21 protein-coding genes, 8 tRNA genes and 2 other annotated features are annotated in these 23,010 nt (G+C 46.2%); all 29 genes read right to left on the bottom strand.

The window, feature by feature from the left end:
* Positions 1-16 precede the first annotated feature (16 nt).
* Positions 17-3,538 carry a DNA-directed RNA polymerase subunit beta gene (rpoB, locus tag M3N64_RS10675; RefSeq protein ID WP_249102074.1) on the bottom strand — a complete coding sequence of 1,174 codons (3,522 nt, stop codon included), beginning with the start codon at positions 3,536-3,538 and terminating at the stop codon, positions 17-19.
* 169 nt (positions 3,539-3,707) lie between these two features.
* Positions 3,708-4,304, bottom strand: a complete 597-nt coding sequence (locus tag M3N64_RS10670) for a class I SAM-dependent methyltransferase (protein ID WP_249102073.1) — start codon at positions 4,302-4,304, stop codon at positions 3,708-3,710.
* A 123-nt stretch (positions 4,305-4,427) separates the two neighbouring features.
* Positions 4,428-4,790 carry a 50S ribosomal protein L7/L12 gene (rplL, locus tag M3N64_RS10665; protein WP_249102072.1) on the bottom strand — a complete coding sequence of 121 codons (363 nt, stop codon included), beginning with the start codon at positions 4,788-4,790 and terminating at the stop codon, positions 4,428-4,430.
* A 54-nt stretch (positions 4,791-4,844) separates the two neighbouring features.
* Positions 4,845-5,348 carry a 50S ribosomal protein L10 gene (rplJ, locus tag M3N64_RS10660; RefSeq protein WP_249102071.1) on the bottom strand — a complete coding sequence of 168 codons (504 nt, stop codon included), beginning with the start codon at positions 5,346-5,348 and terminating at the stop codon, positions 4,845-4,847.
* Positions 5,349-5,403: 55 nt separating this feature from the next.
* Positions 5,404-5,548 (bottom strand) — a sequence feature (ribosomal protein L10 leader region).
* Between the two features lie 66 nt (positions 5,549-5,614).
* A complete protein-coding gene (rplA, locus tag M3N64_RS10655) occupies positions 5,615-6,307 on the bottom strand; it encodes a 50S ribosomal protein L1 (RefSeq protein WP_249102070.1) in 693 nt (230 codons plus the stop codon).
* Positions 6,308-6,398: 91 nt separating this feature from the next.
* Positions 6,399-6,824, bottom strand: a complete 426-nt coding sequence (gene rplK / locus M3N64_RS10650) for a 50S ribosomal protein L11 (RefSeq protein ID WP_249102069.1) — start codon at positions 6,822-6,824, stop codon at positions 6,399-6,401.
* A gap of 188 nt (positions 6,825-7,012) precedes the next feature.
* The gene (nusG, locus tag M3N64_RS10645; RefSeq protein WP_249102068.1) at positions 7,013-7,549 is read right to left on the bottom strand and encodes a transcription termination/antitermination protein NusG; all 537 of its coding nucleotides are present in this window, start codon (positions 7,547-7,549) and stop codon (positions 7,013-7,015) included.
* A gap of 54 nt (positions 7,550-7,603) precedes the next feature.
* Positions 7,604-7,801: a preprotein translocase subunit SecE gene (gene secE / locus M3N64_RS10640; protein WP_249102067.1), complete on the bottom strand. Its 198-nt coding sequence runs from the start codon at positions 7,799-7,801 to the stop codon at positions 7,604-7,606.
* A 300-nt stretch (positions 7,802-8,101) separates the two neighbouring features.
* Positions 8,102-8,749, bottom strand: a complete 648-nt coding sequence (sigH, locus tag M3N64_RS10635; RefSeq protein ID WP_249102066.1) for an RNA polymerase sporulation sigma factor SigH — start codon at positions 8,747-8,749, stop codon at positions 8,102-8,104.
* A 79-nt stretch (positions 8,750-8,828) separates the two neighbouring features.
* Complete coding sequence (locus tag M3N64_RS10630) at positions 8,829-9,338, bottom strand: NYN domain-containing protein (protein WP_249102065.1); 510 nt, start codon at positions 9,336-9,338, stop codon at positions 8,829-8,831.
* 6 nt (positions 9,339-9,344) lie between these two features.
* Positions 9,345-10,082 (bottom strand): 23S rRNA (guanosine(2251)-2'-O)-methyltransferase RlmB, encoded by a 738-nt coding sequence (gene rlmB, locus M3N64_RS10625; protein ID WP_249102064.1) that lies wholly within the window; start codon positions 10,080-10,082, stop codon positions 9,345-9,347.
* Positions 10,079-10,501 (bottom strand): Mini-ribonuclease 3, encoded by a 423-nt coding sequence (locus M3N64_RS10620; protein WP_249102062.1) that lies wholly within the window; start codon positions 10,499-10,501, stop codon positions 10,079-10,081. Before M3N64_RS10620 ends, rlmB begins: the two co-directional genes overlap by 4 nt.
* A gap of 2 nt (positions 10,502-10,503) precedes the next feature.
* Positions 10,504-11,904 carry a cysteine--tRNA ligase gene (gene cysS / locus M3N64_RS10615; RefSeq protein WP_249102058.1) on the bottom strand — a complete coding sequence of 467 codons (1,401 nt, stop codon included), beginning with the start codon at positions 11,902-11,904 and terminating at the stop codon, positions 10,504-10,506.
* 5 nt (positions 11,905-11,909) lie between these two features.
* The gene (cysE, locus tag M3N64_RS10610; protein WP_283163414.1) at positions 11,910-12,593 is read right to left on the bottom strand and encodes a serine O-acetyltransferase; all 684 of its coding nucleotides are present in this window, start codon (positions 12,591-12,593) and stop codon (positions 11,910-11,912) included.
* Between the two features lie 158 nt (positions 12,594-12,751).
* Positions 12,752-12,961 (bottom strand) — a binding site (T-box leader).
* Positions 12,962-13,008: 47 nt separating this feature from the next.
* Positions 13,009-14,490, bottom strand: a complete 1,482-nt coding sequence (gene gltX / locus M3N64_RS10605; protein ID WP_249102052.1) for a glutamate--tRNA ligase — start codon at positions 14,488-14,490, stop codon at positions 13,009-13,011.
* A gap of 77 nt (positions 14,491-14,567) precedes the next feature.
* A complete protein-coding gene (gene ispF / locus M3N64_RS10600) occupies positions 14,568-15,059 on the bottom strand; it encodes a 2-C-methyl-D-erythritol 2,4-cyclodiphosphate synthase (protein WP_249102049.1) in 492 nt (163 codons plus the stop codon).
* Positions 15,060-15,062: 3 nt separating this feature from the next.
* Complete coding sequence (gene ispD / locus M3N64_RS10595) at positions 15,063-15,752, bottom strand: 2-C-methyl-D-erythritol 4-phosphate cytidylyltransferase (protein WP_249102047.1); 690 nt, start codon at positions 15,750-15,752, stop codon at positions 15,063-15,065.
* A 53-nt stretch (positions 15,753-15,805) separates the two neighbouring features.
* Positions 15,806-16,912, bottom strand: a complete 1,107-nt coding sequence (locus M3N64_RS10590) for a PIN/TRAM domain-containing protein (protein WP_249102045.1) — start codon at positions 16,910-16,912, stop codon at positions 15,806-15,808.
* Between the two features lie 101 nt (positions 16,913-17,013).
* Positions 17,014-18,423, bottom strand: coding sequence for a DNA repair protein RadA (gene radA, locus M3N64_RS10585; protein WP_249102043.1), 1,410 nt, complete (start codon positions 18,421-18,423; stop codon positions 17,014-17,016).
* A 226-nt stretch (positions 18,424-18,649) separates the two neighbouring features.
* Complete coding sequence (gene clpC, locus M3N64_RS10580; RefSeq protein WP_249102040.1) at positions 18,650-21,100, bottom strand: ATP-dependent protease ATP-binding subunit ClpC; 2,451 nt, start codon at positions 21,098-21,100, stop codon at positions 18,650-18,652.
* A gap of 348 nt (positions 21,101-21,448) precedes the next feature.
* Positions 21,449-21,913 (bottom strand): CtsR family transcriptional regulator, encoded by a 465-nt coding sequence (locus M3N64_RS10575; RefSeq protein WP_249102038.1) that lies wholly within the window; start codon positions 21,911-21,913, stop codon positions 21,449-21,451.
* Positions 21,914-22,251: 338 nt separating this feature from the next.
* Positions 22,252-22,324, bottom strand: a tRNA-Ala gene (locus M3N64_RS10570).
* A 74-nt stretch (positions 22,325-22,398) separates the two neighbouring features.
* Positions 22,399-22,472, bottom strand: a tRNA-Pro gene (locus M3N64_RS10565).
* A 5-nt stretch (positions 22,473-22,477) separates the two neighbouring features.
* Positions 22,478-22,551: transfer RNA gene (locus M3N64_RS10560), tRNA-Arg, on the bottom strand.
* 13 nt (positions 22,552-22,564) lie between these two features.
* A tRNA-Leu gene (locus M3N64_RS10555) sits at positions 22,565-22,653 on the bottom strand.
* Between the two features lie 10 nt (positions 22,654-22,663).
* Positions 22,664-22,738 (bottom strand) — tRNA-Gly (locus tag M3N64_RS10550).
* Between the two features lie 27 nt (positions 22,739-22,765).
* Positions 22,766-22,840, bottom strand: a tRNA-Lys gene (locus tag M3N64_RS10545).
* Between the two features lie 9 nt (positions 22,841-22,849).
* Positions 22,850-22,922: transfer RNA gene (locus M3N64_RS10540), tRNA-Thr, on the bottom strand.
* A gap of 10 nt (positions 22,923-22,932) precedes the next feature.
* Positions 22,933-23,005, bottom strand: a tRNA-Val gene (locus M3N64_RS10535).
* Between the last annotated feature and the right edge of the window lie 5 nt (positions 23,006-23,010).

Below are 23,010 nucleotides of genomic sequence, written 5' to 3'. Positions count from 1 at the left end.
AGGTTGATCATTGAACTCAAACTTGCACGTTTAAACTGTCGTCAAGCGACTCTTCCTCGTCTTCAAGTTCCTTAATGACGATTTCCGAGTGGTCTCCGTCCAAAACTTTTACGTCCATTCCAAGACTCTGCAGTTCCTTAATGAGCACCTTGAATGATTCAGGAACACCAGGTTCCGGAACATTTTCGCCCTTGACAATCGATTCATACGTTTTTACGCGTCCGACTACATCATCCGACTTAACCGTCAGAATTTCCTGTAATGTATGTGCCGCACCGTAAGCTTCAAGCGCCCACACTTCCATTTCTCCAAAACGCTGGCCGCCGAACTGCGCTTTACCGCCAAGCGGCTGTTGCGTGACTAATGAGTACGGTCCTGTTGAACGCGCGTGCAGCTTGTCATCGACCATGTGTGCCAGTTTAATCATGTACATAACACCAACAGACACCCGGTTGTCAAACGGTTCACCTGTGCGGCCGTCATACAAAACCGTTTTGCCGTCTCGTGAGAGCCCAGCCTCTTCAAGTGTGTCCCAGACATCTTCTTCACGCGCGCCGTCGAATACAGGTGTCGCAATATGAATGCCCATCTCCCGTGCGGCCATCCCGAGATGAAGTTCCAGCACCTGCCCGATATTCATACGCGACGGTACACCCAGTGGGTTAAGCATAATGTCGAGTGGACGTCCATTCGGTAAATATGGCATATCTTCTTCAGGAAGGATTTTAGAAATGACTCCCTTGTTGCCATGACGCCCGGCCATTTTATCCCCTTCGTGAATCTTACGTTTTTGAACGATATATACACGAACCAGTTCATTAACACCCGGTGGCAGTTCATCGCCTGCCTCGCGCGTGAAAATCTTAACGTCATGAACAATACCGCCACCCCCGTGCGGCACCTTCAGCGATGTATCGCGGACCTCACGTGCTTTTTCCCCGAAGATGGCATGAAGCAGCCGTTCTTCTGCCGTCAGTTCAGTAACACCCTTCGGTGTCACCTTTCCGACAAGAATGTCACCGTCGCGCACTTCCGCACCGACACGAATAATTCCGCGATCATCAAGGTTTTTGAGTGCGTCTTCGCCGACATTGGGAATATCACGAGTGATATCTTCCGGCCCCAGTTTTGTGTCACGGGCATCAGATTCATATTCTTCAATATGAATAGAAGTGTAAACATCTTCTTTTACCAGCCGTTCATTCATGATTACGGCATCTTCATAGTTGTAGCCGTTCCAGGTCATGAATCCAACGAGCACATTGCGGCCAAGTGCCAACTCACCTTTGTCCATTGAGGGACCATCAGCGATAATTTCGCCTTTGTCGACAATCATGTCTTTGTCGACAATAGGTTTTTGATTGTAGCACATGCCCTGATTCGAACGTTCAAACTTGGAAAGCTTATAGGCAACAACATCGCCTTCGGTTTCATGACCATCGATCGTCTCCAGGGTCCGAATCTTAATTTGACGGGCAGACACATACTCTACACGCCCACGGAATTTCGAACGAATGGCTGCTCCGGAATCACGGGCAGATACATACTCCATACCCGTTCCGATAAGCGGAGCCTCCGGCTGAAGGAGCGGAACCGCCTGGCGCTGCATGTTGGCACCCATGAGCGCGCGGTTTGAATCGTCGTTTGCCAGAAACGGGATGCAGGCGGAAGCAACGGATACAACCTGCTTCGGAGATACATCCATATAATCCACGCGGTCTTTATGAACAACCAGATTCTCACTACGGAAACGGGCAAGAATATGATCATCAAGAAATTCGCCTTCATCACTCAATTCAGCGTTTGCCTGTGCAACCACATAGTTGTCTTCTTCGTCAGCAGTCAGATAATCAATGTGTTCGGTTACTCTTCCCGTATCCGGATCAACGCGGCGATACGGCGTTTCAATGAATCCGTATTTATTCACCCGCGCGTAGCTGGACAACGAGTTAATCAAACCGATATTCGGGCCTTCAGGCGTCTCAATCGGGCACATACGTCCATAGTGGGAGTAGTGAACGTCACGCACTTCCATGCCTGCGCGTTCACGGGTCAGACCACCGGGTCCGAGTGCTGAAAGCCTGCGCTTATGTGTCAACTCAGCAAGCGGATTCGTCTGATCCATGAACTGTGACAGCTGCGAACTTCCGAAAAATTCCTTGATCGACGCAATAACCGGCCGAATATTGATCAGCGCCTGGGGGGTAATGCTGTTTGTGTCTTGAATAGACATGCGTTCGCGAATCACCCGTTCCATGCGCGATAAGCCGATTCGGAATTGATTTTGCAACAATTCCCCAACAGAACGAAGACGACGATTGCCAAGATGATCAATATCATCAGTGTCTCCGATTCCGTGAAGCAGATTAAAGAAATAATTGATTGAAGAAAGAATATCGGCAGGTGTAATATGCTTGATCGAACGGTCAATCATGCCATTGCCCATAATGCTGATTATCTTGCCTTTGTCTTCATCAAGAGGAGAATAAACATCGATTTTCTGAACACGTACCGTTTGTCCCGCAATCACACCATCCGTTGGTGTATATTCGACAAAACCCAACTTTTTTTCAATGGTAGGCAGCAGGCGGTCCAGTGTCCTGCGGTCCAGCAATGTTCCTTCATCAGCAACAATTTCGCCCGTCTCCGGGTCTACCAGTTTTTCGGCAAGCCTTTGGTTGAACAGCCGGTTCTTGATGTGGAGCTTTTTATTCATCTTATAGCGTCCGACATTTGCCAGATCGTAACGCTTGGGATCAAAAAAGCGTGCTTCAAGCAAGCTTTTTGCATTTTCGACAGTTGGCGGTTCACCTGGACGCAGACGTTCGTAAATTTCAACAAGCGCTTTGTCCGTGCTATCCGTATTGTCTTTTTCCAAAGTATTTCTCAGGTACTCATCTTCACCAAGCAGGTCGATAATTTCCTGATCAGTGCTGAACCCAAGTGAACGCAAAAGAACCGTGACGGGAACTTTCCTTGTACGGTCGATTCTTACATAGACGACATCTTTTGCATCTGTCTCATATTCAAGCCAGGCACCTCGGTTAGGAATAACCGTTGCACCAAAACCTTTTTTTCCGTTTTTATCGACTTTGTCGTTAAAATAAACACTTGGCGAACGAACAAGCTGGGAAACAATGACACGTTCCGCACCGTTAATGATGAACGTTCCCGCTTCAGTCATCAGCGGAAAATCGCCCATGAAAACTTCCTGTTCCTTTACTTCGCCCGTCTCTTTATTGATCAGTCGAACTTTTACACGCAGCGGTGCTGCGTACGTCACATCACGTGATTTGGATTCATCAACGGAATACTTGGGTTCTCCCAAACTATAGTCGACAAATTCCAAAATGAGATTGCCTGTAAAATCTTCCACCGGAGAAATGTCCTGAAACATTTCACGGATTCCTTCGTCAAGGAACCACTGATACGAGGCGGTCTGAATTTCAATAAGATTAGGGAGTTCCAGCACTTCTTTAATCCGAGCGTAGCTCCTGCGTTGGCGGTGGCGTCCGTATTGTACGAGTTGACCTGTCAACTATTTCACCCCTCAAATCAAGCATATTGAAAAAATCGGCAAACCAAACTTCTTGAGCTTACCGCAGTCCAAAAATTATTTGATTAGTTTCTCCTAAAAAGGAGAGACTTATACCTACAAATTGACCAATGTTAGCATTAAGACATAATATCATAGTCATTATTGATTGTCAAACCTTTTTTGCACAAAAAACGTAATATCCTTTTTTTCGAGCTACAACCTCAACACGATCGTACAAAGCCTGCAGCATTTTTAGCGCAGAAGGCGCACCCTGTTTTTTTTGAATGACCGTCCATAGTTCACCATTTTCCTTTAAGAATCGATGAGCATCCCGAAAAATCTGATGCACAGTCTGCTTCCCGGCTCTGATTGGCGGATTAGTCACGATGGCGGCAAACTCTCCGGAAACTCTATCAAACAAAGAACTCTGCAGAACCCGGACAGCAACTTCGTTTTCGCGCGCGTTTTTCTCAGCCAACGCAACAGCGCGTTCATTAATGTCGACCATCATTATATTGCGATCTGGAAAGAGTTTCGACAGCGCAATACCGATCGGTCCGTACCCGCAGCCCATATCCATGAAACCGCCCGCTGTATTTGGCTCGCAAAAATTTTCGATAAGCAAGGCTGTACCAAAATCAATCGCATGTTTGGAGAAAACGCCCGCATCCGTCGTAAAAGAAAAGGCATGCTGTCTCAATGTTACATGCAGCATGTGTGGACTGCTCCCTGCATGAGGATGTTCTGAATAGTAATGTTCCGTCATTAAAAAATTCGCCACCTTGAATGATCAAAATCCGCCGGCAGGCAGATCACTTATCGCAATCAGTTGATCCAGTTCCGGCCGGAAAAAGAAAAAGCCCGCGCAAGCGCGGGCTTTTTTCAGAACTTATTTCAGTTCTACTTTTGCGCCAACTTCTTCAAGTTTGCCTTTGATTTCTTCGGCTTCTTCTTTAGCAGCGCCTTCTTTTACAGGTTTCGGAGCTCCGTCAACCAGTGCCTTTGCATCTTTCAGACCAAGGCCCGTGATTTCGCGAACAACTTTGATTACCTTGATTTTTTGTGCGCCCGCTTCGGCCAGAATAACATCAAATTCTGTTTTTTCCTCTGCAGCTGCAGCACCAGCACCAGCCTGTACAGCAACCTGAGCTGCTGCCGTAACACCAAATTCTTCTTCAATTGCTTTAACAAGATCGTTCAGTTCAAGAACGGACATTTCTTTAATTGCACCAATGATTTCTTCTTTAGTCATTGTATGTGTTCCTCCTTGTATTTGAATTTTACGTTTAAATAACGCTTTCTAAAATTAGGCTTCCTGCTCTTTCTGTTCGGCAACAGCCTTGACTCCCAAAGCAAAATTGCGGATTGGCGCTTGGAGAACATTGGCCAGCATGGAAAGAAGCCCTTCTCTGGATGGCAGTTCGGCGAGCGCCTTGATTTCTTCCAGTGAAGTCAGTTTGCCTTCAATAATGCCTGCTTTGATTTCAAGTGCTTCATGTTCTTTGGCGAAGTTGTACAATACCTTTGCCGGAGCAATGACGTCCTCTTTGCTGAAAGAAACAGCAGTCGGGCCAGTCAAAGCATCGTTAAGTTCTGAAATGCCGGCGATTTCAGTCGCGCGGCGGGCAAACGTATTTTTATATACTTTATAGTCAACGTTTGCTTCTCTCAGTTGTTTACGTAATTCGGTAACTTCCGCCACAGAAAGTCCCCGATAATTCACAACAATCGTTGCCACACTTTCTTTGAGCTTAGCGGCAATTTCGTCAACGACTTTCTTTTTTCCTTCTAAAATCTTTGCATTACTCATGGTCTTTGGCACCTCCTCAATTGCAGTCTGTCCGTATCAGTGTTTTCCCCCGTTTTAGGCCTGTCAAAAAGCCCTCGATCCGCAGAGACCGAGGGCTTGATCTATCAAACAATAAGTTATCAAGAATTCACTGAACCTCGGCTGGGATTCATTAAGCATATCGATGCCCCTGCTGTCTACGGCTAATCATTCAATTCACACAACAATATTCATTATATTCATTCAGCTTCATGATGTCAACCGAAGCATTTGTTCTGTATGGTCCATTATTTAATGGATGTGACAGCCACCTTGACGCCAGGCCCCATCGTTGAAGAAATGGCGATATTCTTCAAATACGTACCCTTGGCAGCAGCCGGCTTCACTTTGATCAGCGTTTCGATCAGAACCTTGATGTTTTCAACAAGTTTTTCATCATCAAACGAAACCTTGCCAACCGGTACATGAACGTTTCCGTCTTTCTGCGCGCGGTATTCAACTTTACCAGCCTTAATTTCTTTAACCGCTTTTTCGATGTCAAAAGTTACGGTACCTGTCTTCGGGTTCGGCATCAAGCCTTTCGGACCAAGCACACGGCCAAGACGACCGACCTGAGCCATCATATCCGGAGTGGCAACCACAACGTCAAAATCGAACCATCCGCCGTTAATTTTCTCGACAAGTTCCGTTTCACCGACATAGTCTGCACCGGCAGCTTCTGCTTCCTTTGCTTTTTCACCCTTGGCAAAAACGAGCACACGCTGCGTTTTACCTGTACCGTTTGGAAGCACAACCGCACCGCGAACCTGCTGGTCGTTCTTGCGTGTGTCAACGCCAAGACGAACGGCTACGTCAACTGATTCATCAAATTTGGCAGAAGCAACTTTCTTTACCAGACTGACTGCTTCTTCGACGTCATACGCCTTCGTACGGTCAACAGCTTTCGCTTGTTCCTGATACTTTTTCCCTTTTTTAGCCATTTAAATTCCTCCTTCGTGGTAATAACGGTTTGCAATGACCTCCCACCAATCATCAGCAAAAGATGCGGCATCCAATCCGCATCGCATCGTGTCAGTCTTCGACGACAATACCCATGCTGCGCGCGGTTCCTTCTACCATACGCATTGCAGCTTCAACATCAGCTGCATTTAAGTCAGGCATTTTCAGTTCAGCAATCGCACGTACTTTATCACGTTTGATCGTCGCAACTTTTTTCGTATTCGATGTGCCTGAACCGGACTGGATACCGGTTTCTTTCTTAAGCAGAACGGCTGCCGGCGGTGTCTTTGTGATGAACGTAAACGAACGGTCTTCATAAACAGTAATAACAACCGGGATGATCAGACCTGCCTGATCAGATGTCCGAGCGTTGAATTCTTTACAAAAGCCCATAATGTTAACGCCCGCCTGGCCCAATGCCGGACCAACTGGCGGAGCCGGATTTGCTTTTCCTGCCGGAATTTGCAGTTTAACTAGCTTGATTACTTTTTTTGCCATGAGAGCACCTCCCTACAACAATTTGTGGTACGGGGTTGCCCCTCCCACTCTTGCCTCTATGGCGACTTGCCTTTCAAAATGACTTGCATTGGTGAGATCTAAAATCATACAAACATCAAGATTATACAATTGGCAAGCATAAATTGCAAGGTCCGATCATACAGCAACGAATCCGTGCTGAAAAAGATTCAGTCCAGTTTTTTCACCTGGTCAAAATCAAGCTCTAACGGTGTTTCACGCCCGAACATGTTGACATGTACTTTGAGCTTGCCTTTTTCTTCGTCAATATTTTCAATACTGCCAATGAAGTCGGCAAACGGGCCGTCGTTAACCTTGACCTGTTCTTTCAGTTCAAATTTCAGATTGCTTACCCGATCTTTCAGACCCATCTGCTTCAGAATGGCATCCACCTCGTCCGGAAGCAGCGGGATTGGTTTTGAACCCGCACCCGTTGAGCCGACAAAACCAGTCACACCAGGCGTATTGCGGACAACATACCACGAATCATCCGTCATGATCATTTCCGTCAGCACATAACCGGGAAATACTTTTTTCATGGCCGTTTTCTTTTGGCCATTCTTAATTTCCGTTTCTTCTTCCATCGGGACAAGAACGCGGAAAATTTTATCCGCCATGCCCATGGACTCCACCCTTTTTTCAAGGTTGGTTTTTACTTTGTTTTCGTATCCTGAGTATGTGTGAACAACATACCAGTTCTTCTCCATAACTTTCTTCCTCCAAATGATCCGCGCGCCTGCCGCTCCGGCGCGGTGTCAGAATCATTGATTTGTAATTACGCGCAGAAGCTGAGAAATGCCTAAATCAATGACAACGAAAAAGAGTGCCAAAAAGATAACAGTGATAATAACTGTTATCGTATATTTGAATAATTCGCTGCGATTCGGCCAACTCGTTTTTTTTGCTTCAGTGACAATATCCCGGAAAAATTTTCCGGTCCCTTTAATAATGCCCGCCATAGATGCTACCTCCGCTAATGAGTGATTTCGATATCCTTTTTTGCATATGCCTTGTGATTTCAGCATGAACCATCCATTCAATCTGTATTGCATTTACCCGGATCGTAAGTATCAGTTAATCTCAAGGTGCGGGTCTGGGACAACGATTTTGTTTCGAATGACATCGAGTATCCGAAACGGTGACGGTTTTTCTTGCAAGTAAAAGAAAGAAAGGCGTTAATCCGCCTCTCTTGATGTTTTCCATATACCGTTTACACTCTACCATACTGAGAGAACAGATGTCAACGCTCGGTTATTCTCTTAAATACTGAGTTCTTTAAGATGGATGCAGTGTTCAAGCTTACGCTTCACACGCTGCAATGCATTGTCTATTGATTTGACATGCCGTTTTAAATCCACGGAAATTTCCTGATACGTTCTGCCGTCAAGATACTGTCTCAGTACCCTGCGTTCCAAGTCACTTAGAACATTGGAAAGTTGCGTTTCAATATCGTCGTACTCTTCGCGGCTGATCAGCATTTGCTCGGGATTGCTCGACTGCGCTTCACAAACCACATCCATCAGCGTCCGTTCCGATTCTTCATCGTAAATGGGTTTATCAAGAGAGATATAAGAATTCAGCGGTATATGCTTCTGGCGTGTTGCTGTCTTAACGGCAGTAATCATCTGGCGTGTGATGCACAGCTCCGCAAAAGCCTTGAATGAGGCCAGCTTGTCCCCCCGATAGTCACGGATCGCCTTAAACAGACCGATCATTCCTTCTTGAATAATATCCTCGCGATCCGCACCAACAAGAAAATAAGCTTTCGCCTTGGCTCGCACGAAATTTTTATATTTAAAAATGAGAGATTCCAGAGCCTGGTTATTTCCGTCATGAACCGCCTTTAGGAGCTCCGTATCGTCAAGTGAACCCAAAGCCGCATTTTCCTTAACCGGTTGATCAATCATCTTTAATCCCCCCGAGCACGTCATGCTTAATGTTAGTTAGAACATTATACATTACAATTTTTTAAATCGTCAAGAAAATTCAAAAACCTCTCCGCATCTGTTCCAGTTTTTCCCGTGTGGCATCATCCAGCTGAATTTTTGTCATAGACGATGACCGATGGGTATTTGCTGTACTACGTTTGATTTCTTTTTCTATTTGACCGATCTCCTCGATCAGTTCACGTGACGGCTTCCGCAAGGCCCCCTGAGAAAAAACCGCCCACTGCTCCGCCATATCGGAAGTGGCAACGTGGATGCGTGTTTTTACATTTTGCAGCTTCTTAATCAGTCCCTCAATCTTCTGATCTGCTTTTTCACTTTTTTTGGTATAAATTACTTCAATTTTCGACTTTTTGGTTTTTGTTTCTTTACCTGAAATGAGGTAAGCATCGAAAATAAGGATGACGCGCCAGCCGGTGACAGCCTGATACTCTGACAGCTTATTAATAAGAAAATCGCGTGCAAGCTCAAAATCATTTTTCTGAAGCTTTTTCAGTTCCGTCCATGCACCAATAACATTGTAGCCATCGACAATTAATATATCCTGCATCACCAGTCACCCTTGTTTATCGCGATTTCGCAGCACTTCATACATGAGCAGACCCGCAGCTACTGATGCATTAAGTGAAGTCACCTGGCCGCGCATCGGCAGCCGAATCAGAAAGTCACATTTCTCGCGTACAAGCCGTGACATGCCCGCACCTTCATTACCAATGATTAAACAGATTGGGATCGTAAAATCCGCTGCCCGATAGTCTTCGCTTCCATCAGCAGCTGTCCCGGCAAACCAGACGCCCCTTTTTTTCAGCTGATTCATGGTTGCAGCAAGATTGGACACACGCGCTACCGGTACGTACTCAATAGCACCAGTTGACGCTTTTGCCACAACTGATGTCAGCCCTACCGAATGACGTTTAGGGATAATAATTCCATGACAGCCGGATGCATCGGCTGTTCGTAAAATGGATCCTAAATTATGCGGATCTTCAACACCGTCCAGCATGATTAAAAATGGCTGCTCGCCGCGGCTCTCGGCAAGAGCGAACAGATCGTCCAGCTCTGCGTAGCGGTAAGCGGCAACGGAAGCAACCACACCCTGATGCTGCGCAGATTTTGCCAGCTGGTCCAACTTTTGTCTGGGGACAAACTGAACGGCAATCCCATTGGATTTGATTAAGTCAAGCAGTGCACTCAATCCTCTGCCTTCTTTGTTCAGCCAAACCTTATTTATATCTCTTCCCGATCGAATCGCTTCTGAAACAGGGTGACGGCCAATGATCCATTCATCACTCATTCGCACTTGCTCCTTTCGACCGGATGATTTGCAAACATTCTGTCCATGATCGCGTCAATTCGTTCATTTTCCCCTTTAAAATACAAAGTTCCGATCAGCGCTTCAAATCCCGTACTGAAATTATAAGTCTGAACGTCTGTATTCCTGGGTACTGAGTGCGACTTGGCATTGCGTCCGCGTCGCACAACATTCAGCTCTTCTTCAGTAAGAAAATGTCCATCCATCAGTTCATGCAGAAATTTTGACTGCGATTTGGCAGATACATAGGCTACTGCGCGCGCATGGAGCGCATGGGGTTTTGAGACGCCGGACCTGGAAATGATTTCTCTGCGCACATACACTTCAATAACCGCATCGCCCATATAGGCCAACGCCAGGCTATTTAGTAAATTAGGATCGGTCACTGCTGCTTCATCCATGATTATTCACGCCCTCTTCTCCAGCGTACACCCTGAGGCGTATCTTCCAGCAAAATTCCAGATGCTTTCAGTTGATCGCGAATCGCATCCGCCACTGCAAATTCCCGATTTTTTCGTGCTTCCTCGCGTTTTTTAATCAGCGTTTCGACTTCACTGTCCAATATACTGTCTGACTCGTCCGCAAGTTTCAGTCCAAGTACGCCGGATAGTTCGGTAAGCACTTTAAGATATGCAGCAAGATCGCTTTCCGGAGTCTGCGTCTTCTGAAGCGCAATATTCGCGTCACGCGCGCTGTCAAACAGTACGGCGATCGCATTGGCGGTATTGAAGTCATCATTCATCGCCTCGGTAAATGGCGCTCGATACTTTTCGACAATCGTTTCATTGAGTTGATCCGATGACACTTCGTGATCCAATCGATGACTTAAGTTATAATGCGTTGTCTTTAAGCGTCCAAAAGCCTGCACTGCATCACTCAGAAGTGCATCACTGAAATTGATCGGATGCCGGTATTGAACGGTCAGAATAAAAAAGCGAATCACTTGCGGATCGTACTTTTTAATGAGATCGTGTACAAGGATGACATTACCGATTGATTTCGACATTTTTTCATGATTGATCTGGATATGTCCGTTGTGCAGCCAATAATGGGCCATCATTTGGTGATGCAGCGACTCGGACTGTGCAATCTCGTTTTCATGATGCGGGAAGGTCAGGTCCGTTCCCCCGGCATGAATATCAATCGTGTCACCCAAGTACTTTTCAACCATTGCCGAGCATTCAATATGCCAGCCCGGCCGGCCTTCACCCCATGGACTCGCCCATTTAATCTCGCCCGGCTTGGCCGCCTTCCAAAGTGCAAAGTCCAGTGGATCCTCCTTGCTTTCGCCGATTTCAATCCGCGCTCCGGATTTCAGGTGGTCAATCGACTGATGGGACAGCTTGCCATATTCCTTAAACCGGCGTGTTCGGAAATACACATCACCTTTTGATTCATAAGCGTAGCCGGCATCCACCAGTTTATGAATAAAGGCTATGATCTCCGGCATCGTTTCCGTCGCCCGGGGATGTACCGTTGCCGCCTTCACATTCAGTGCCTCTGTATCTTCCTTGTATGCTTTTATAAACTGCTCTGCAATTTGTGGAACCGGAATGCCCCGTTCCTTCGACGCGTTGATCAGACGATCATCGACATCAGTGAAATTGGATACATAGTTTACTTTATACCCCTGATACTCAAAATACCTGCGAACCGTGTCGAATACAACCGCGGGACGCGCATTGCCGATATGAATATAGTTATAAACCGTCGGCCCGCACACGTACATACGCACGTGCCCCTTGTCAATCGGCTTAAAAACTTCCTTTTTTCTCGTCAATGTATTAAAAACTTTTAACACCATTTTCTTCACTCCTCTTTTCTTATATTTGCTTTTAACGTATTTAACTCATCTTCCAGTTTCTGCAGCTGATGCTCCAGCTGATGCATTTTTTCTGCCACTGGATCCGGAAGGTCGGTATGATTCAGATCGTGATGATGTACCTTGACTCCGTTCTGCCGAACGACACGGCCCGGAATGCCGACAACCGTTGAATTGGACGGTACATCGTGCAGAACAACGGATCCCGCGCCAATCTTTGAATGATCACCAATTGTAATCGAACCTAACACTTTTGCCCCGGCCGAGATAAGCACATCATTGCCGACCGTCGGATGACGCTTCCCTTTTTCTTTTCCTGTACCGCCAAGCGTCACGCCCTGAAAAAGTGTCACATCATCGCCGATTTCGCATGTTTCACCGATCACAATACCCATTCCGTGATCCATAAAAAACCGTCTGCCAATTTTGGCTGCTGGATGAATTTCAATTCCTGTAAAATGACGCGACATCTGCGACAGAACACGTGCAAGAAAGTAACGCTTTTTCTTCCACAGCCAATGTGCCATTCGATGCGACCAAATCGCGTGCAAACCAGAATAGGTAAAAATAACTTCCCATTTACTTCTGGCCGCCGGATCCTGGTCAAATACATTATTCAGATCTTCTGCAATAATGCCTTTCACAGAAGTCCGCCTCCTCTGTTTCTTCATATCCCATTCCGTTGACTTTTGTGAATAACCTTGCAATACAGACCTCTTCTTCCTGTCATTGCTCATTTATTTTAGATAACTTAGTTTCCATCGTTCCGGCACACGTGAACTCAGAGTGAACTCATGTGTATTAAAAAAAGCGCCCCTATGTCTGATGACACAAAGACGCCTTCCAGCGCGGTCCCACTTTGCTTGAGATCATTCTCCACTCTTGTGCTGATAACGGAGCAACCGTTTTCGCCTACTGATTTTGTTCAGCGAACAACTCAGAGGGGCAATTCAACGCCGCTTTCTGAATGGCTTTCAGCCAAAGACCATTCTCTCTGTCCACGTGAGCAGCACCTACTCAACCTCTTCATCGTTTTTATACACCTATGCATGCCGACGCAAAATGTGATGACACGGTCCGATCAGCTCAGACGGTCTGCTGCGCCGACAAATAATGTTCCAGTCTTTTTAAAACAAGATCTCTGCCAATCAATTCCAAAGCTTCCGGAAGTTCTGGTCCGTGCTCCGACCCGGTCGCAATTACGCGAATAGGCATATACAGTTTCCAGCCCCGTTGCTTTGTTTCTTTCTGTGTCACTTTTATTTTAGGAGCGATTGCCTCAGCTGTCCATTCACTGAGACTGCGCAATTCCCGGTCAAAAACAGTTAACACATCATTCACTTGCTCGCCTTCAAGAATTTTCTTCTCGCCCTTCGTCAGTTCGGCTTTCTCAATGTCCTTGTTAAAGAACATATCACACAAATTGACAATATCCGCACCATAATGCAGCTGCTCCTGATAAAGCAACGCGACACGTGATGCCCATCTGCGCTGTTCAGCGGTCATCTCCTCAGGAATAAGCCCGGCATGAATCATGTGCGGAAGAGTCAGCGCGAGATAGTCTTCTTCCGAAAGTTTCTTGATGTATTGGCCATTCATCCATTCCAGTTTTGATTTGTCAAACATCGCCGGTGATTTGCTCAGTCGATTTGCATCAAACTGTTTGATGAACTCATCGCGGGTGAAAATTTCCTCCTCACCCTTCGGCGACCATCCAAGCAGGGTGATAAAGTTAAACAATGCTTCAGGAAGGAAGCCCATGTTCTTATACTGCTCAATGAACTGAACGATGCTATTGTCGCGCTTACTCAACTTCTTGTGATTTTCGTTCACAATCAGCGTCATATGGCCGAAAACCGGGGGTTTCCAGCCAAAGGCACGAAACAGCAATATTTGTTTTGGTGTATTGGAAATATGCTCCTCACCTCGGAGCACATGCGTCATTTTCATCAGATGGTCATCAATAACGACCGCAAAATTGTACGTAGGAACGCCATTCTGCTTGACGATCACAAAATCAGTAACGTCATTCGAATCAAAAGTCAGATGACCTTTGACAATGTCGTCAAACTCGATTTTCTGATCGTCAGGAATGCGAAAGCGAATGGTCGGCTTTCTTCCCTCAGCTTCGTATTGCGCGATTTGTTCCGCTGTTAAATGGCGGCACTTCCCTGAGTAACCAGGGGTCTGTCCGCTTGCCATTTGCGCCTCGCGTTCAGCCTTCAGTTCTTCCGGAGTGCAGTAACACTTGTAAGCAAGCCCCTTGTCCAACAGTTCCTGCCAATACTTTTTATAAATAGCCAAACGCTCCATCTGACGATATGGGCCGTACTCACCGCCCACGTCAACACTCTCGTCCCATTCAAGGCCAAGCCACTTTAAGAATTTCAACTGGCTCTCTTCGCCGCCATCCACATTGCGCTTCTGGTCGGTGTCTTCAATACGAATAATAAATTTGCCGCCGGCGTGACGGGCAAATAGATAATTAAAAATTGCGGTACGTGCGTTTCCGATGTGCAGAAAACCTGTCGGACTCGGCGCATAACGTACCCTGACTTCTTCTGTCAACGCATTCACCACTTTCATTTATTCCTGTTTATTTTAGCACGTTCTGCCCACAGAATGTTCACGAATCATCCGAAAAATTAAAGCAATGATTTATTATCTGCTTTTTCCACCAGACAAATGGCCTCAGATGCGATGCCTTCACCTCTGCCGGTAAAACCGAGTTTTTCCGTTGTTGTTGCTTTTACATTCACTTGTCCCACATCGATATCCAGCACATTCGCGATCACACGGCACATCTCTGGAATATAATGGGCCAGTTTTGGCTTCTGCGCAATGACTACACTGTCAACATTGCTGATTTCATAGCCCTTGGCGCGAACAAGCGCAGCCACCTCTTTCAGCAATACTTTGGAATCCGCGTCTTTATATTCTTCATCTGTGTCCGGGAAATGCTTGCCAATGTCGCCTTCGGCAATTGATCCGAGCAGCGCATCGCTTATCGCGTGAAGCAGTACATCCGCATCCGAATGCCCGGCCAGCCCCAATTCATACGGAACCCTGATGCCGCCAATCATTAAATCCCGTCCTTCGGTGAACTGGTGGACATCGAAGCCATGACCAATTCTCATTCGCTATTCCTCCCCTCTTTCCATAAACACCTGAGCGATCATCATGTCTTCCGGTGTCGTCAACTTGATATTGCGATAACTGCCCGGAACAATTCTCACAGAGTAGCCCAGCCGTTCCACAAGAGATACATCATCCGTGCCTGTAAAATTTATGTCCGCACATTTTCGGTGAGCTTCTCGAATCAATGACAATCGAAAAGCCTGTGGGGTTTGGGCCGCCCACAAGCTTTCTCTTTCCAGTGTTCGTTCAACTTGAAAGTCTTCCGCCTGTTTTACTGTATCTTTAATCGGAACAGCAAGCAGTGATGCACCATATTCAGCAGCGGCTTCAGCAGCGGCTTTGATGCGCTCATGTGTCAGAAAAGGGCGCGCACCATCGTGAATGAGCACAATGGAGTCAGGTGCTCCTTTAAGTGCTTTCAATCCAAAGTAAACACTTTCCTGACGCTCACTGCCACCCGGGGCAAACGTACGTACCTTTGTTATATGGTAATGAGCGACCAGCAGGCGGAACTGATCCTGCTCATCCTCCCGGGTAACCAGAGTAATACCCTGGCAAGACGGATCCGTATCAAACGTACGCAGCGTATGAACGATGACCGGGCAACCTGCAAGTTTAAGTAAAACTTTGTTTTCTCCGGCACCCATTCGCCTTCCCTGACCCGCAGCGAGGACAACCACTTGATAGTCCATCAGATTATGGCCTCCGAATTCGAAAAAAGCCCCGAGGTGTTCAAACAAATCAATCAGAGCGCTTTTTCAACCAATTTAGGTTTGGCAAAAATCATTCTGCCTGCAGAAGTCTGCAAGACGCTTGTGATGACGACGTCAATCGTTTTGCCGATATACCTATGTCCTTCTTCTACCACAATCATTGTCCCATCGTCAAGATAGCCGACCCCTTGGTTTTGTTCCTTGCCATCTTTAATCACTTGGACGCGCAGCTCTTCGCCAGGTAAAACAACAGGCTTGACGGCGTTTGCCAGATCATTAATATTCAGGACAGGAACCTTTTGAAATTCACAGACTTTATTTAAATTAAAGTCATTCGTTACTACAATCCCGCCAATTTCTTTTGCGAGACGCACCAGTTTACTGTCAACTTCCGTAATATCTTCATAATCACCTTCATAAAGATCAACATGAATGGAATGATCCTTTTGAATTTTGTTCAAAATATCCAGACCGCGTCTGCCTCGATTGCGTTTTAAGACATCCGAAGAATCCGCAATGTGCTGCAGTTCTTCAAGAACAAAATGCGGGATCACCATGGTGCCTTCAAGAAAGCGTGTCTGGCAGATATCCGCGATCCGCCCATCAATGATAACACTTGTATCAAAGATCTTATAAGGAATATAATCATTGGACTGGACCACTTCCGGGCGCATGTCTTTCTTTCGATCTTTGGATCTTGATGGCAGCCGGAAAAGACCGAGCAGCTCGTCGCGTTTCTTAAAGCCAATTTGGAAGAAGAAATACCCCAGAAAGATATATATGAAGATCGGTAAAATGTTGCTGAAACCGGGAATTGGCAGATTCGCCAATGGCAGCTGGATCAAAAACGCAATCACTAAACCAAAGCAAAGTCCGATTGTACCAAACAGCACATCCGTTACAGGTGCTTTAATAATTCGATCTTCAAAGGTCTTAATTAAGTTAACCAATGAGTCCACAAACCAAAATGATAAAAAAGCCATAATGACGGCCCCGATCACCATACCTGCAAACGGTGAACTGACCCATTCTGGAATTCCGCTCCCCAAATTTAATAGATACATGATTTTTGGTATATAGACAAAACCTAAAGTTCCGCCTATTAATAGAAACAAGAGCTGAATAACTCTTTTAATCATTTTCAATCACCCCCTTCAACCAGTATAGACAAATTCATGAAATCAAAACTTTTTTTACCATACGTTTTTTGTATTTTTGCCCGATCACCTCAAGATACCTGCTAAAAATCCGTTGATAAAAAATCAGATTCCGGCATTCGACGCTCAGCTGGAACAAGCGCCTCCTGTATCGCCTGCTTCAATGATTCAACGCCTATCAATGAAATCTCCTCAGGTGGTGTCCAGCCACCAAGATTTTTTTCAGGAATGAAAATGCGAGTAAAACCAAGTTTGGCTGCTTCATTGACACGCTGTTCAATCCTTGAAACGCGGCGAACTTCACCGGTCAGTCCAACTTCGCCGATAAAAGCATCTCCGACCTCAGTCGCGCAATCATTGAAGCTGGAGGCAATGCTCATTGCCACTGCCAGATCTACCGCCGGCTCATCCAGCTTGACACCGCCAGCAACATTGACATAGGCATCCTGGTTCTGAAGTAAAAAACCAACCCGTTTCTCCAGGACAGCCATCAGCAGCGACACGCGGTGATTGTCCAGCCCGGCCGCCATGCGCCGCGGATTGCCGAAGCTTGTCGGCGTAACCAGAGCCTGAACCTCGACCAAAAGCGGGCGCGTTCCTTCAATAGATGCCGTAACTGCGGATCCCGCCGCCCCTTTAGTGCGTTCTTGAAGAAATATTTCCGAAGGATTGGCAACTTCAACCAGTCCCCCTTCCTTCATTTCAAATACACCCATTTCATTCGTCGAACCAAAGCGGTTTTTAACCGCCCTAAGGATACGAAATGTGTGATGACGTTCTCCTTCAAAATATAATACCGTGTCCACCATGTGTTCAAGTGTCCTTGGTCCCGCCAGCGCCCCGTTTTTCGTCACATGTCCGACAATAAAAATCGCAATACCCTTCTGTTTGGCAAGTCGCAGCAGGCAGGCGGTACACTCCTTAACCTGGGAAATACTCCCCGGAGCTGAGGAAAGCTCTGAATTGTAGATCGTCTGGATGGAGTCAATCACCATCACTTCCGGATGCATATGCGCCAACTGGCGTTCAATGTGCTGAATATCCGTTTCTGCAAGTACAAAAAGATCCTTGGAAGCAACGCCGAGCCGCATCGCTCTCATCTTGGTCTGCCTTACAGATTCTTCTCCGGATATATAGAGAACCTGATGGCCTGAGCGGGCTAACTGCTCAGACGTTTGAAGAAGCAAAGTCGATTTGCCGATTCCAGGATCTCCGCCTACGAGTGTCAATGAAGCGGGCACGACACCGCCACCAAGAACACGGTTCAGCTCGGACATATTGGTTTTCATTCTTGGCTCCTCTTCAAGAACTACATCGGCAAGCCGTGAGGGAGCGCTCACTGCCTTTTCGGTTTCTCCATGAGTTGGAGATGCCGTCCGGATGATTTCTTCTACAAATGTATTCCAGTTTTGACAACTTGGACAACGCCCCATCCATTTAGGGCTTTCATAACCACATTCCTGGCAGATAAAAATTGTTTTTGTTTTTGCCATTTAATCACCTGACCTGAATACCATTTGATGAAGAACTCTTGTAAAACACGAAGCTTCGGCACGATCAAAGCCACATCCTATATCATCGATTGCTTGATGTAAAAATTGACTTGGGAGGGACAAATGTTTTTCAAGCCTTATCATGCTGAGCCTAATAATCAAAGAAGCCAAGGCTAAGAAACTTTGGCTTCTAAAAATCAATTTTCATTCTGAACTGCACGCAAAATCAGGACTTAACTGCAGCCGGTTCCTTTTTTTGACTGACCACATACTCACCGTCTTTGTAATCAATCACGACATTGGTTCCTTTCTGGATATTGCCTTTAAGCAGTTCTTCGGAAAGTTTATCTTCTACACGGCGCTGCAGTGCTCTGCGAAGCGGCCGTGCCCCATATTCCGGATCATAACCTTCCTCAACGATCTGCGTCTTTGCCCCATCCGTCAGATCAATGACAATTCCCTGACTGGATAGTCGGTTTTTTAATTGGTTTGCCAGCAGCGTGACAATTTCAAGCAGCTCCTGTTTTTTAAGTTCATGAAAGACAATGATCTCATCAATTCGATTAAGAAATTCCGGGCGGAACGCGCGTTTTAATTCGCCCATAACCTTTTCCTTCATTTCCTTGTACTCATGACCTTCTTCATTAATTGAAAAACCGACATATTTATTCTTTTTGAGCTGATTAGCCCCAACATTTGAAGTCATGATAATCGCGGTATTACGGAAGTCAACCGTTCTGCCTTTAGAATCTGTTAATCTGCCGTCATCAAGAACCTGGAGTAAAATGTTAAAGACATCCGGGTGTGCTTTCTCGATTTCGTCAAACAGAATCACCGAATACGGTTTCTGGCGAACTTTTTCCGTCAGCTGTCCGCCTTCTTCATGGCCGACGTACCCTGGAGGCGAGCCCACCAGGCGAGACGTTGTATGCTTTTCCATGTACTCTGACATATCAATGCGAATAATAGCCTCTTCGTCACCAAACAAAGTCTCCGCTACCGCACGTGCCAGCTCTGTTTTCCCAACACCGGTCGGCCCAAGAAAAATGAATGAACCAATCGGACGTTTTGGATCTTTTAATCCTGCACGTGCTCTTCTTATTGCATGAGAAATCGCATCAATGGCCTCATTCTGACCGATGACGCGTTCATGCAGAATCGACTCCATGTTCAGCAACCGCTCGCTTTCCTTCTGTTCAAGCCGAACAACCGGAACGCCGGTCCAGTTCGCAACAACAAGGGCTACATCATCCGGAAGTACCTGAGTATTCTCTTTTCCCTGTTTTTCTTTCCACTCTTTCTTGCAAAGATCAACCTGTTCTTTTAATTTCTGTTCATGATCGCGAAGTGACGCAGCCTTTTCAAATTCCTGACTTTGGACCGCTGCATCTTTTTCCTTTTTAACCGTCTCCAGACGCTGTTCAAGCTCCTTGAGATTTGGTGGAGCCGTATAGGAGCGCAACCGGACTTTCGACGCTGCTTCGTCAATAAGATCGATGGCTTTATCCGGAAGAAAACGATCCGATATATAACGGTCGGACAGACGCACCGCTTCATTAATGGCTTCATCCGTAATTTTTACACGATGGTGAGCTTCATAACGATCACGCAAACCTTTTAGAATTTGAACCGATTGTTCCTTCGTTGGTTCATTGACTTTAATTGGCTGAAAACGGCGCTCAAGCGCTGCGTCTTTTTCAATATATTTGCGATATTCATCAAGTGTGGTCGCTCCGATACATTGCAGCTCTCCACGTGACAGGGAAGGCTTTAATATATTGGATGCATCAATGGCACCTTCAGCGCCTCCCGCACCGATCAAGGTGTGCAGTTCGTCAATGAACAGTATGACATTGCCCGCCTGTCGAATTTCATCCATTACTTTTTTCAGACGATCTTCAAATTCACCGCGATATTTCGTCCCGGCGACAACGGTCCCCATATCCAGAGTCATCACACGCTTGTCTCGGAGAATTTCCGGCACCTCATTATTGACAATTTCCTGAGCCAGTCCTTCAGCAACCGCTGTCTTCCCAACGCCTGGTTCACCGATCAACACCGGATTATTTTTTGTACGCCGACTAAGCACTTCAATCACGCGTTCAATTTCCTTGCTTCTGCCAATCACTGGATCAAGCGATCCCTCGCTCGCCATTGCTGTCAGATCCCTTGCCAGGCTGTCAAGCGTCGGTGTACTTGCATGCGAGGCGTTGCGTCCCTGAGTACTTCCCGAAGCTGCCTCATGGCTGCCAAGCAGCTGGAGGACTTGCTGGCGTGCTTTATTCAGGCTAATGCCGAGATTATTTAACACCCGTGCCGCAACACCCTCACCTTCTCGAATCAGGCCAAGCAATATATGTTCAGTTCCAACATAGGAATGTCCGATTTTTCGTGCTTCATCCATAGAAAGTTCGATCACGCGTTTCGCTCGCGGAGTATAGTGAGGCGTCTGTACTTCCTCGTTTCCGCGGCCAATCAGGCTCTCTACTTCTTTCTGGATTTTCTCAGGATCCAGATTTAAAGCAAGCAGCGCCTTAGCAGCAATACCGTCGCCTTCACGCACGAGGCCGAGCAGAATATGTTCTGTACCAATATTGTTATGCCCTAAGCGCATCGCCTCTTCCTGAGAAAGCGCGAGCACTTTTTGCGCACGTTCCGTAAACCGTCCAAACATCATCATGGTGGCCTCCTTTAGTTGCTGTCTCTTTTTTCACTGGCCTTTTTGTTTCGGTTGAAAAAACCTTTATCTGTACACTATTCAGGCAGCAGATTTTTGACCTTTCTTTTGCCTTTTTTAGAGCCTAAATCACAGCTGCCAAAAAATCAAGTGATATCAGTACTTAATATATTCGGCATGAGAACGTCCCAATCCTTTTTTGCACTGATTTGCTGCCTGCAGGACCTATGAGATTACCGAATGCATCCGTTCTTTCTTCAGTAACAGTCTGGATATAATTACTTTATTATATCCAATCCGTCTGGAGAATACCAAAGGGAAGCCTCAAATATTCGCTCAAGCAACTGACTATCTGCTGTAAGTGAGTGATTGCAGCATTGCTCTTAAAAGGTTCGCACGCAATATATCTCTTAGGGGGACATCTACATCAAGTACCGTATGGTCCATAGCGGTCAGCATCAGTCGTGCTTCCCGCTCCCTGATGACCTGTTCTTCAAGAAGATGAATGATGATCGATTCCGCCATGCTCTCTGTTAACTTATACCCAATTAACCCGATCATTTCATCAATCAGATCCGCATCGGTTACCGGGCGGACTTTGACGACCTGGATATAGCCGCCACCGCCACGCTTGCTCTCAACAACATAGCCGCGTTCAATTGAAAAGCGCGTTTTCAGGACATAGTTAATCTGCGATGGGACACACTGGAACTTTTCCGCCAGTTCGCTCCGCTTCAGTCTGATATTATCTTTATCATTTGAATCCAGGATTTCTTTTATATATTTTTCAATGATGTCAGAAATGTTTCTCAATGGGACACCCTCTCTCCCCTGACTTTGACTAACTTTGACTATAAGTTTATTATGAACGATTTTTTCAAATTAATCAACAGAATGATTTTTTACTTGGCCGTTTGTTAAAAAATACTGCTTCATCGACTCGCTCATTCGTAGAAAATGTAAAGTACGCACTTCTTTTCATTTGATGAACTTTTGGCGCGTGTGCCAGGATACAGAATAAAAAACATGCTGCACTGGCGAAAAGACCAGGGGCCACTTAGCATCGCCTTTGCTCTGCATAAATAAAAACAGTGCTTTTGATCATTGATCAAAAACACTGTACCAGAAATTTACGCTGATTTTTAAAAAAGTGGAGCCTAGGGGGATCGAACCCCTGACCTCCTGCGTGCAAAGCAGGCGCTCTCCCAGCTGAGCTAAGGCCCCATTAGCATGTGAATACCGCGAATATTCTAGAAAGCTCCGTTTCGTGAAGCCAAAGCTTTCCTCTAATGCAAAAATCGGGAAGACAGGATTTGAACCTGCGACCCCCACGTCCCGAACGTGGTGCTCTACCAAGCTGAGCCACTTCCCGAAAAATGCGCCCTAGAGAACTCGAATCCCTAGCCTTCTGATCCGTAGTCAGACGCTCTATCCAATTGAGCTAAGGGCGCAAATAACTTAAAATGGTGCCGAGAGCCGGACTCGAACCGGCACGGTAGTCACCTACCGCAGGATTTTAAGTCCTGTGCGTCTGCCAATTTCGCCATCCCGGCATATTAAAAATGGAGCGGAAGACGGGATTCAAACCCGCGACCCCCACCATGGCAAGGTGATGTTCTATCACTGAACTACTTCCGCATAGTATAAGCATAAATTATTAAACAATGGTGAGCCACGAAGGATTTGAACCTTCGACCCTCTGATTAAAAGTCAGATGCTCTACCCCTGAGCTAGTGGCTCACATTAAAATGCCGGTCAGAGGACTTGAACCCCCAACCTACTGATTACGATTCAGTTGCTCTACCAATTGAGCTAGACCGGCATTATAAAAATGGAGGATATAGGGCTCGAACCTATGACCCTCTGCTTGTAAGGCAGACGCTCTCCCAGCTGAGCTAATCCTCCATATG

It is taken from the genome of Sporolactobacillus mangiferae, assembly GCF_023336505.1.
In the GTDB taxonomy this organism is placed as follows: domain Bacteria; phylum Bacillota; class Bacilli; order Bacillales; family Sporolactobacillaceae; genus Sporolactobacillus; species Sporolactobacillus mangiferae.
Note: the sequence above shows the minus strand (reverse complement) of the source record. Positions and strands in the feature narration are given on the sequence as shown.

Excerpts from the sequence above, each read along its gene's own strand:
- M3N64_RS10670 (WP_249102073.1), bottom strand. The coding sequence starts at position 4,304 with ATGACGGAACATTACTATTCAGAACATCCTCATGCAGGGAGCAGTCCA.
- rplL (WP_249102072.1), bottom strand. The coding sequence starts at position 4,790 with ATGACTAAAGAAGAAATCATTGGTGCAATTAAAGAAATGTCCGTTCTT.
- rplJ (WP_249102071.1), bottom strand. The coding sequence starts at position 5,348 with ATGAGTAATGCAAAGATTTTAGAAGGAAAAAAGAAAGTCGTTGACGAA.
- rplA (WP_249102070.1), bottom strand. The coding sequence starts at position 6,307 with ATGGCTAAAAAAGGGAAAAAGTATCAGGAACAAGCGAAAGCTGTTGAC.
- rplK (WP_249102069.1), bottom strand. The coding sequence starts at position 6,824 with ATGGCAAAAAAAGTAATCAAGCTAGTTAAACTGCAAATTCCGGCAGGA.
- nusG (WP_249102068.1), bottom strand. The coding sequence starts at position 7,549 with ATGGAGAAGAACTGGTATGTTGTTCACACATACTCAGGATACGAAAAC.
- secE (WP_249102067.1), bottom strand. The coding sequence starts at position 7,801 with ATGGCGGGCATTATTAAAGGGACCGGAAAATTTTTCCGGGATATTGTC.
- sigH (WP_249102066.1), bottom strand. The coding sequence starts at position 8,749 with ATGATTGATCAACCGGTTAAGGAAAATGCGGCTTTGGGTTCACTTGAC.
- M3N64_RS10630 (WP_249102065.1), bottom strand. The coding sequence starts at position 9,338 with ATGCAGGATATATTAATTGTCGATGGCTACAATGTTATTGGTGCATGG.
- rlmB (WP_249102064.1), bottom strand. The coding sequence starts at position 10,082 with ATGAGTGATGAATGGATCATTGGCCGTCACCCTGTTTCAGAAGCGATT.
- M3N64_RS10620 (WP_249102062.1), bottom strand. The coding sequence starts at position 10,501 with ATGGATGAAGCAGCAGTGACCGATCCTAATTTACTAAATAGCCTGGCG.
- cysS (WP_249102058.1), bottom strand. The coding sequence starts at position 11,904 with ATGGTGTTAAAAGTTTTTAATACATTGACGAGAAAAAAGGAAGTTTTT.
- cysE (WP_283163414.1), bottom strand. The coding sequence starts at position 12,593 with ATGAAGAAACAGAGGAGGCGGACTTCTGTGAAAGGCATTATTGCAGAA.
- ispF (WP_249102049.1), bottom strand. The coding sequence starts at position 15,059 with ATGAGAATTGGTCATGGCTTCGATGTCCACCAGTTCACCGAAGGACGG.
- ispD (WP_249102047.1), bottom strand. The coding sequence starts at position 15,752 with ATGGACTATCAAGTGGTTGTCCTCGCTGCGGGTCAGGGAAGGCGAATG.
- M3N64_RS10590 (WP_249102045.1), bottom strand. The coding sequence starts at position 16,912 with ATGATTAAAAGAGTTATTCAGCTCTTGTTTCTATTAATAGGCGGAACT.
- radA (WP_249102043.1), bottom strand. The coding sequence starts at position 18,423 with ATGGCAAAAACAAAAACAATTTTTATCTGCCAGGAATGTGGTTATGAA.
- clpC (WP_249102040.1), bottom strand. The coding sequence starts at position 21,100 with ATGATGTTTGGACGGTTTACGGAACGTGCGCAAAAAGTGCTCGCGCTT.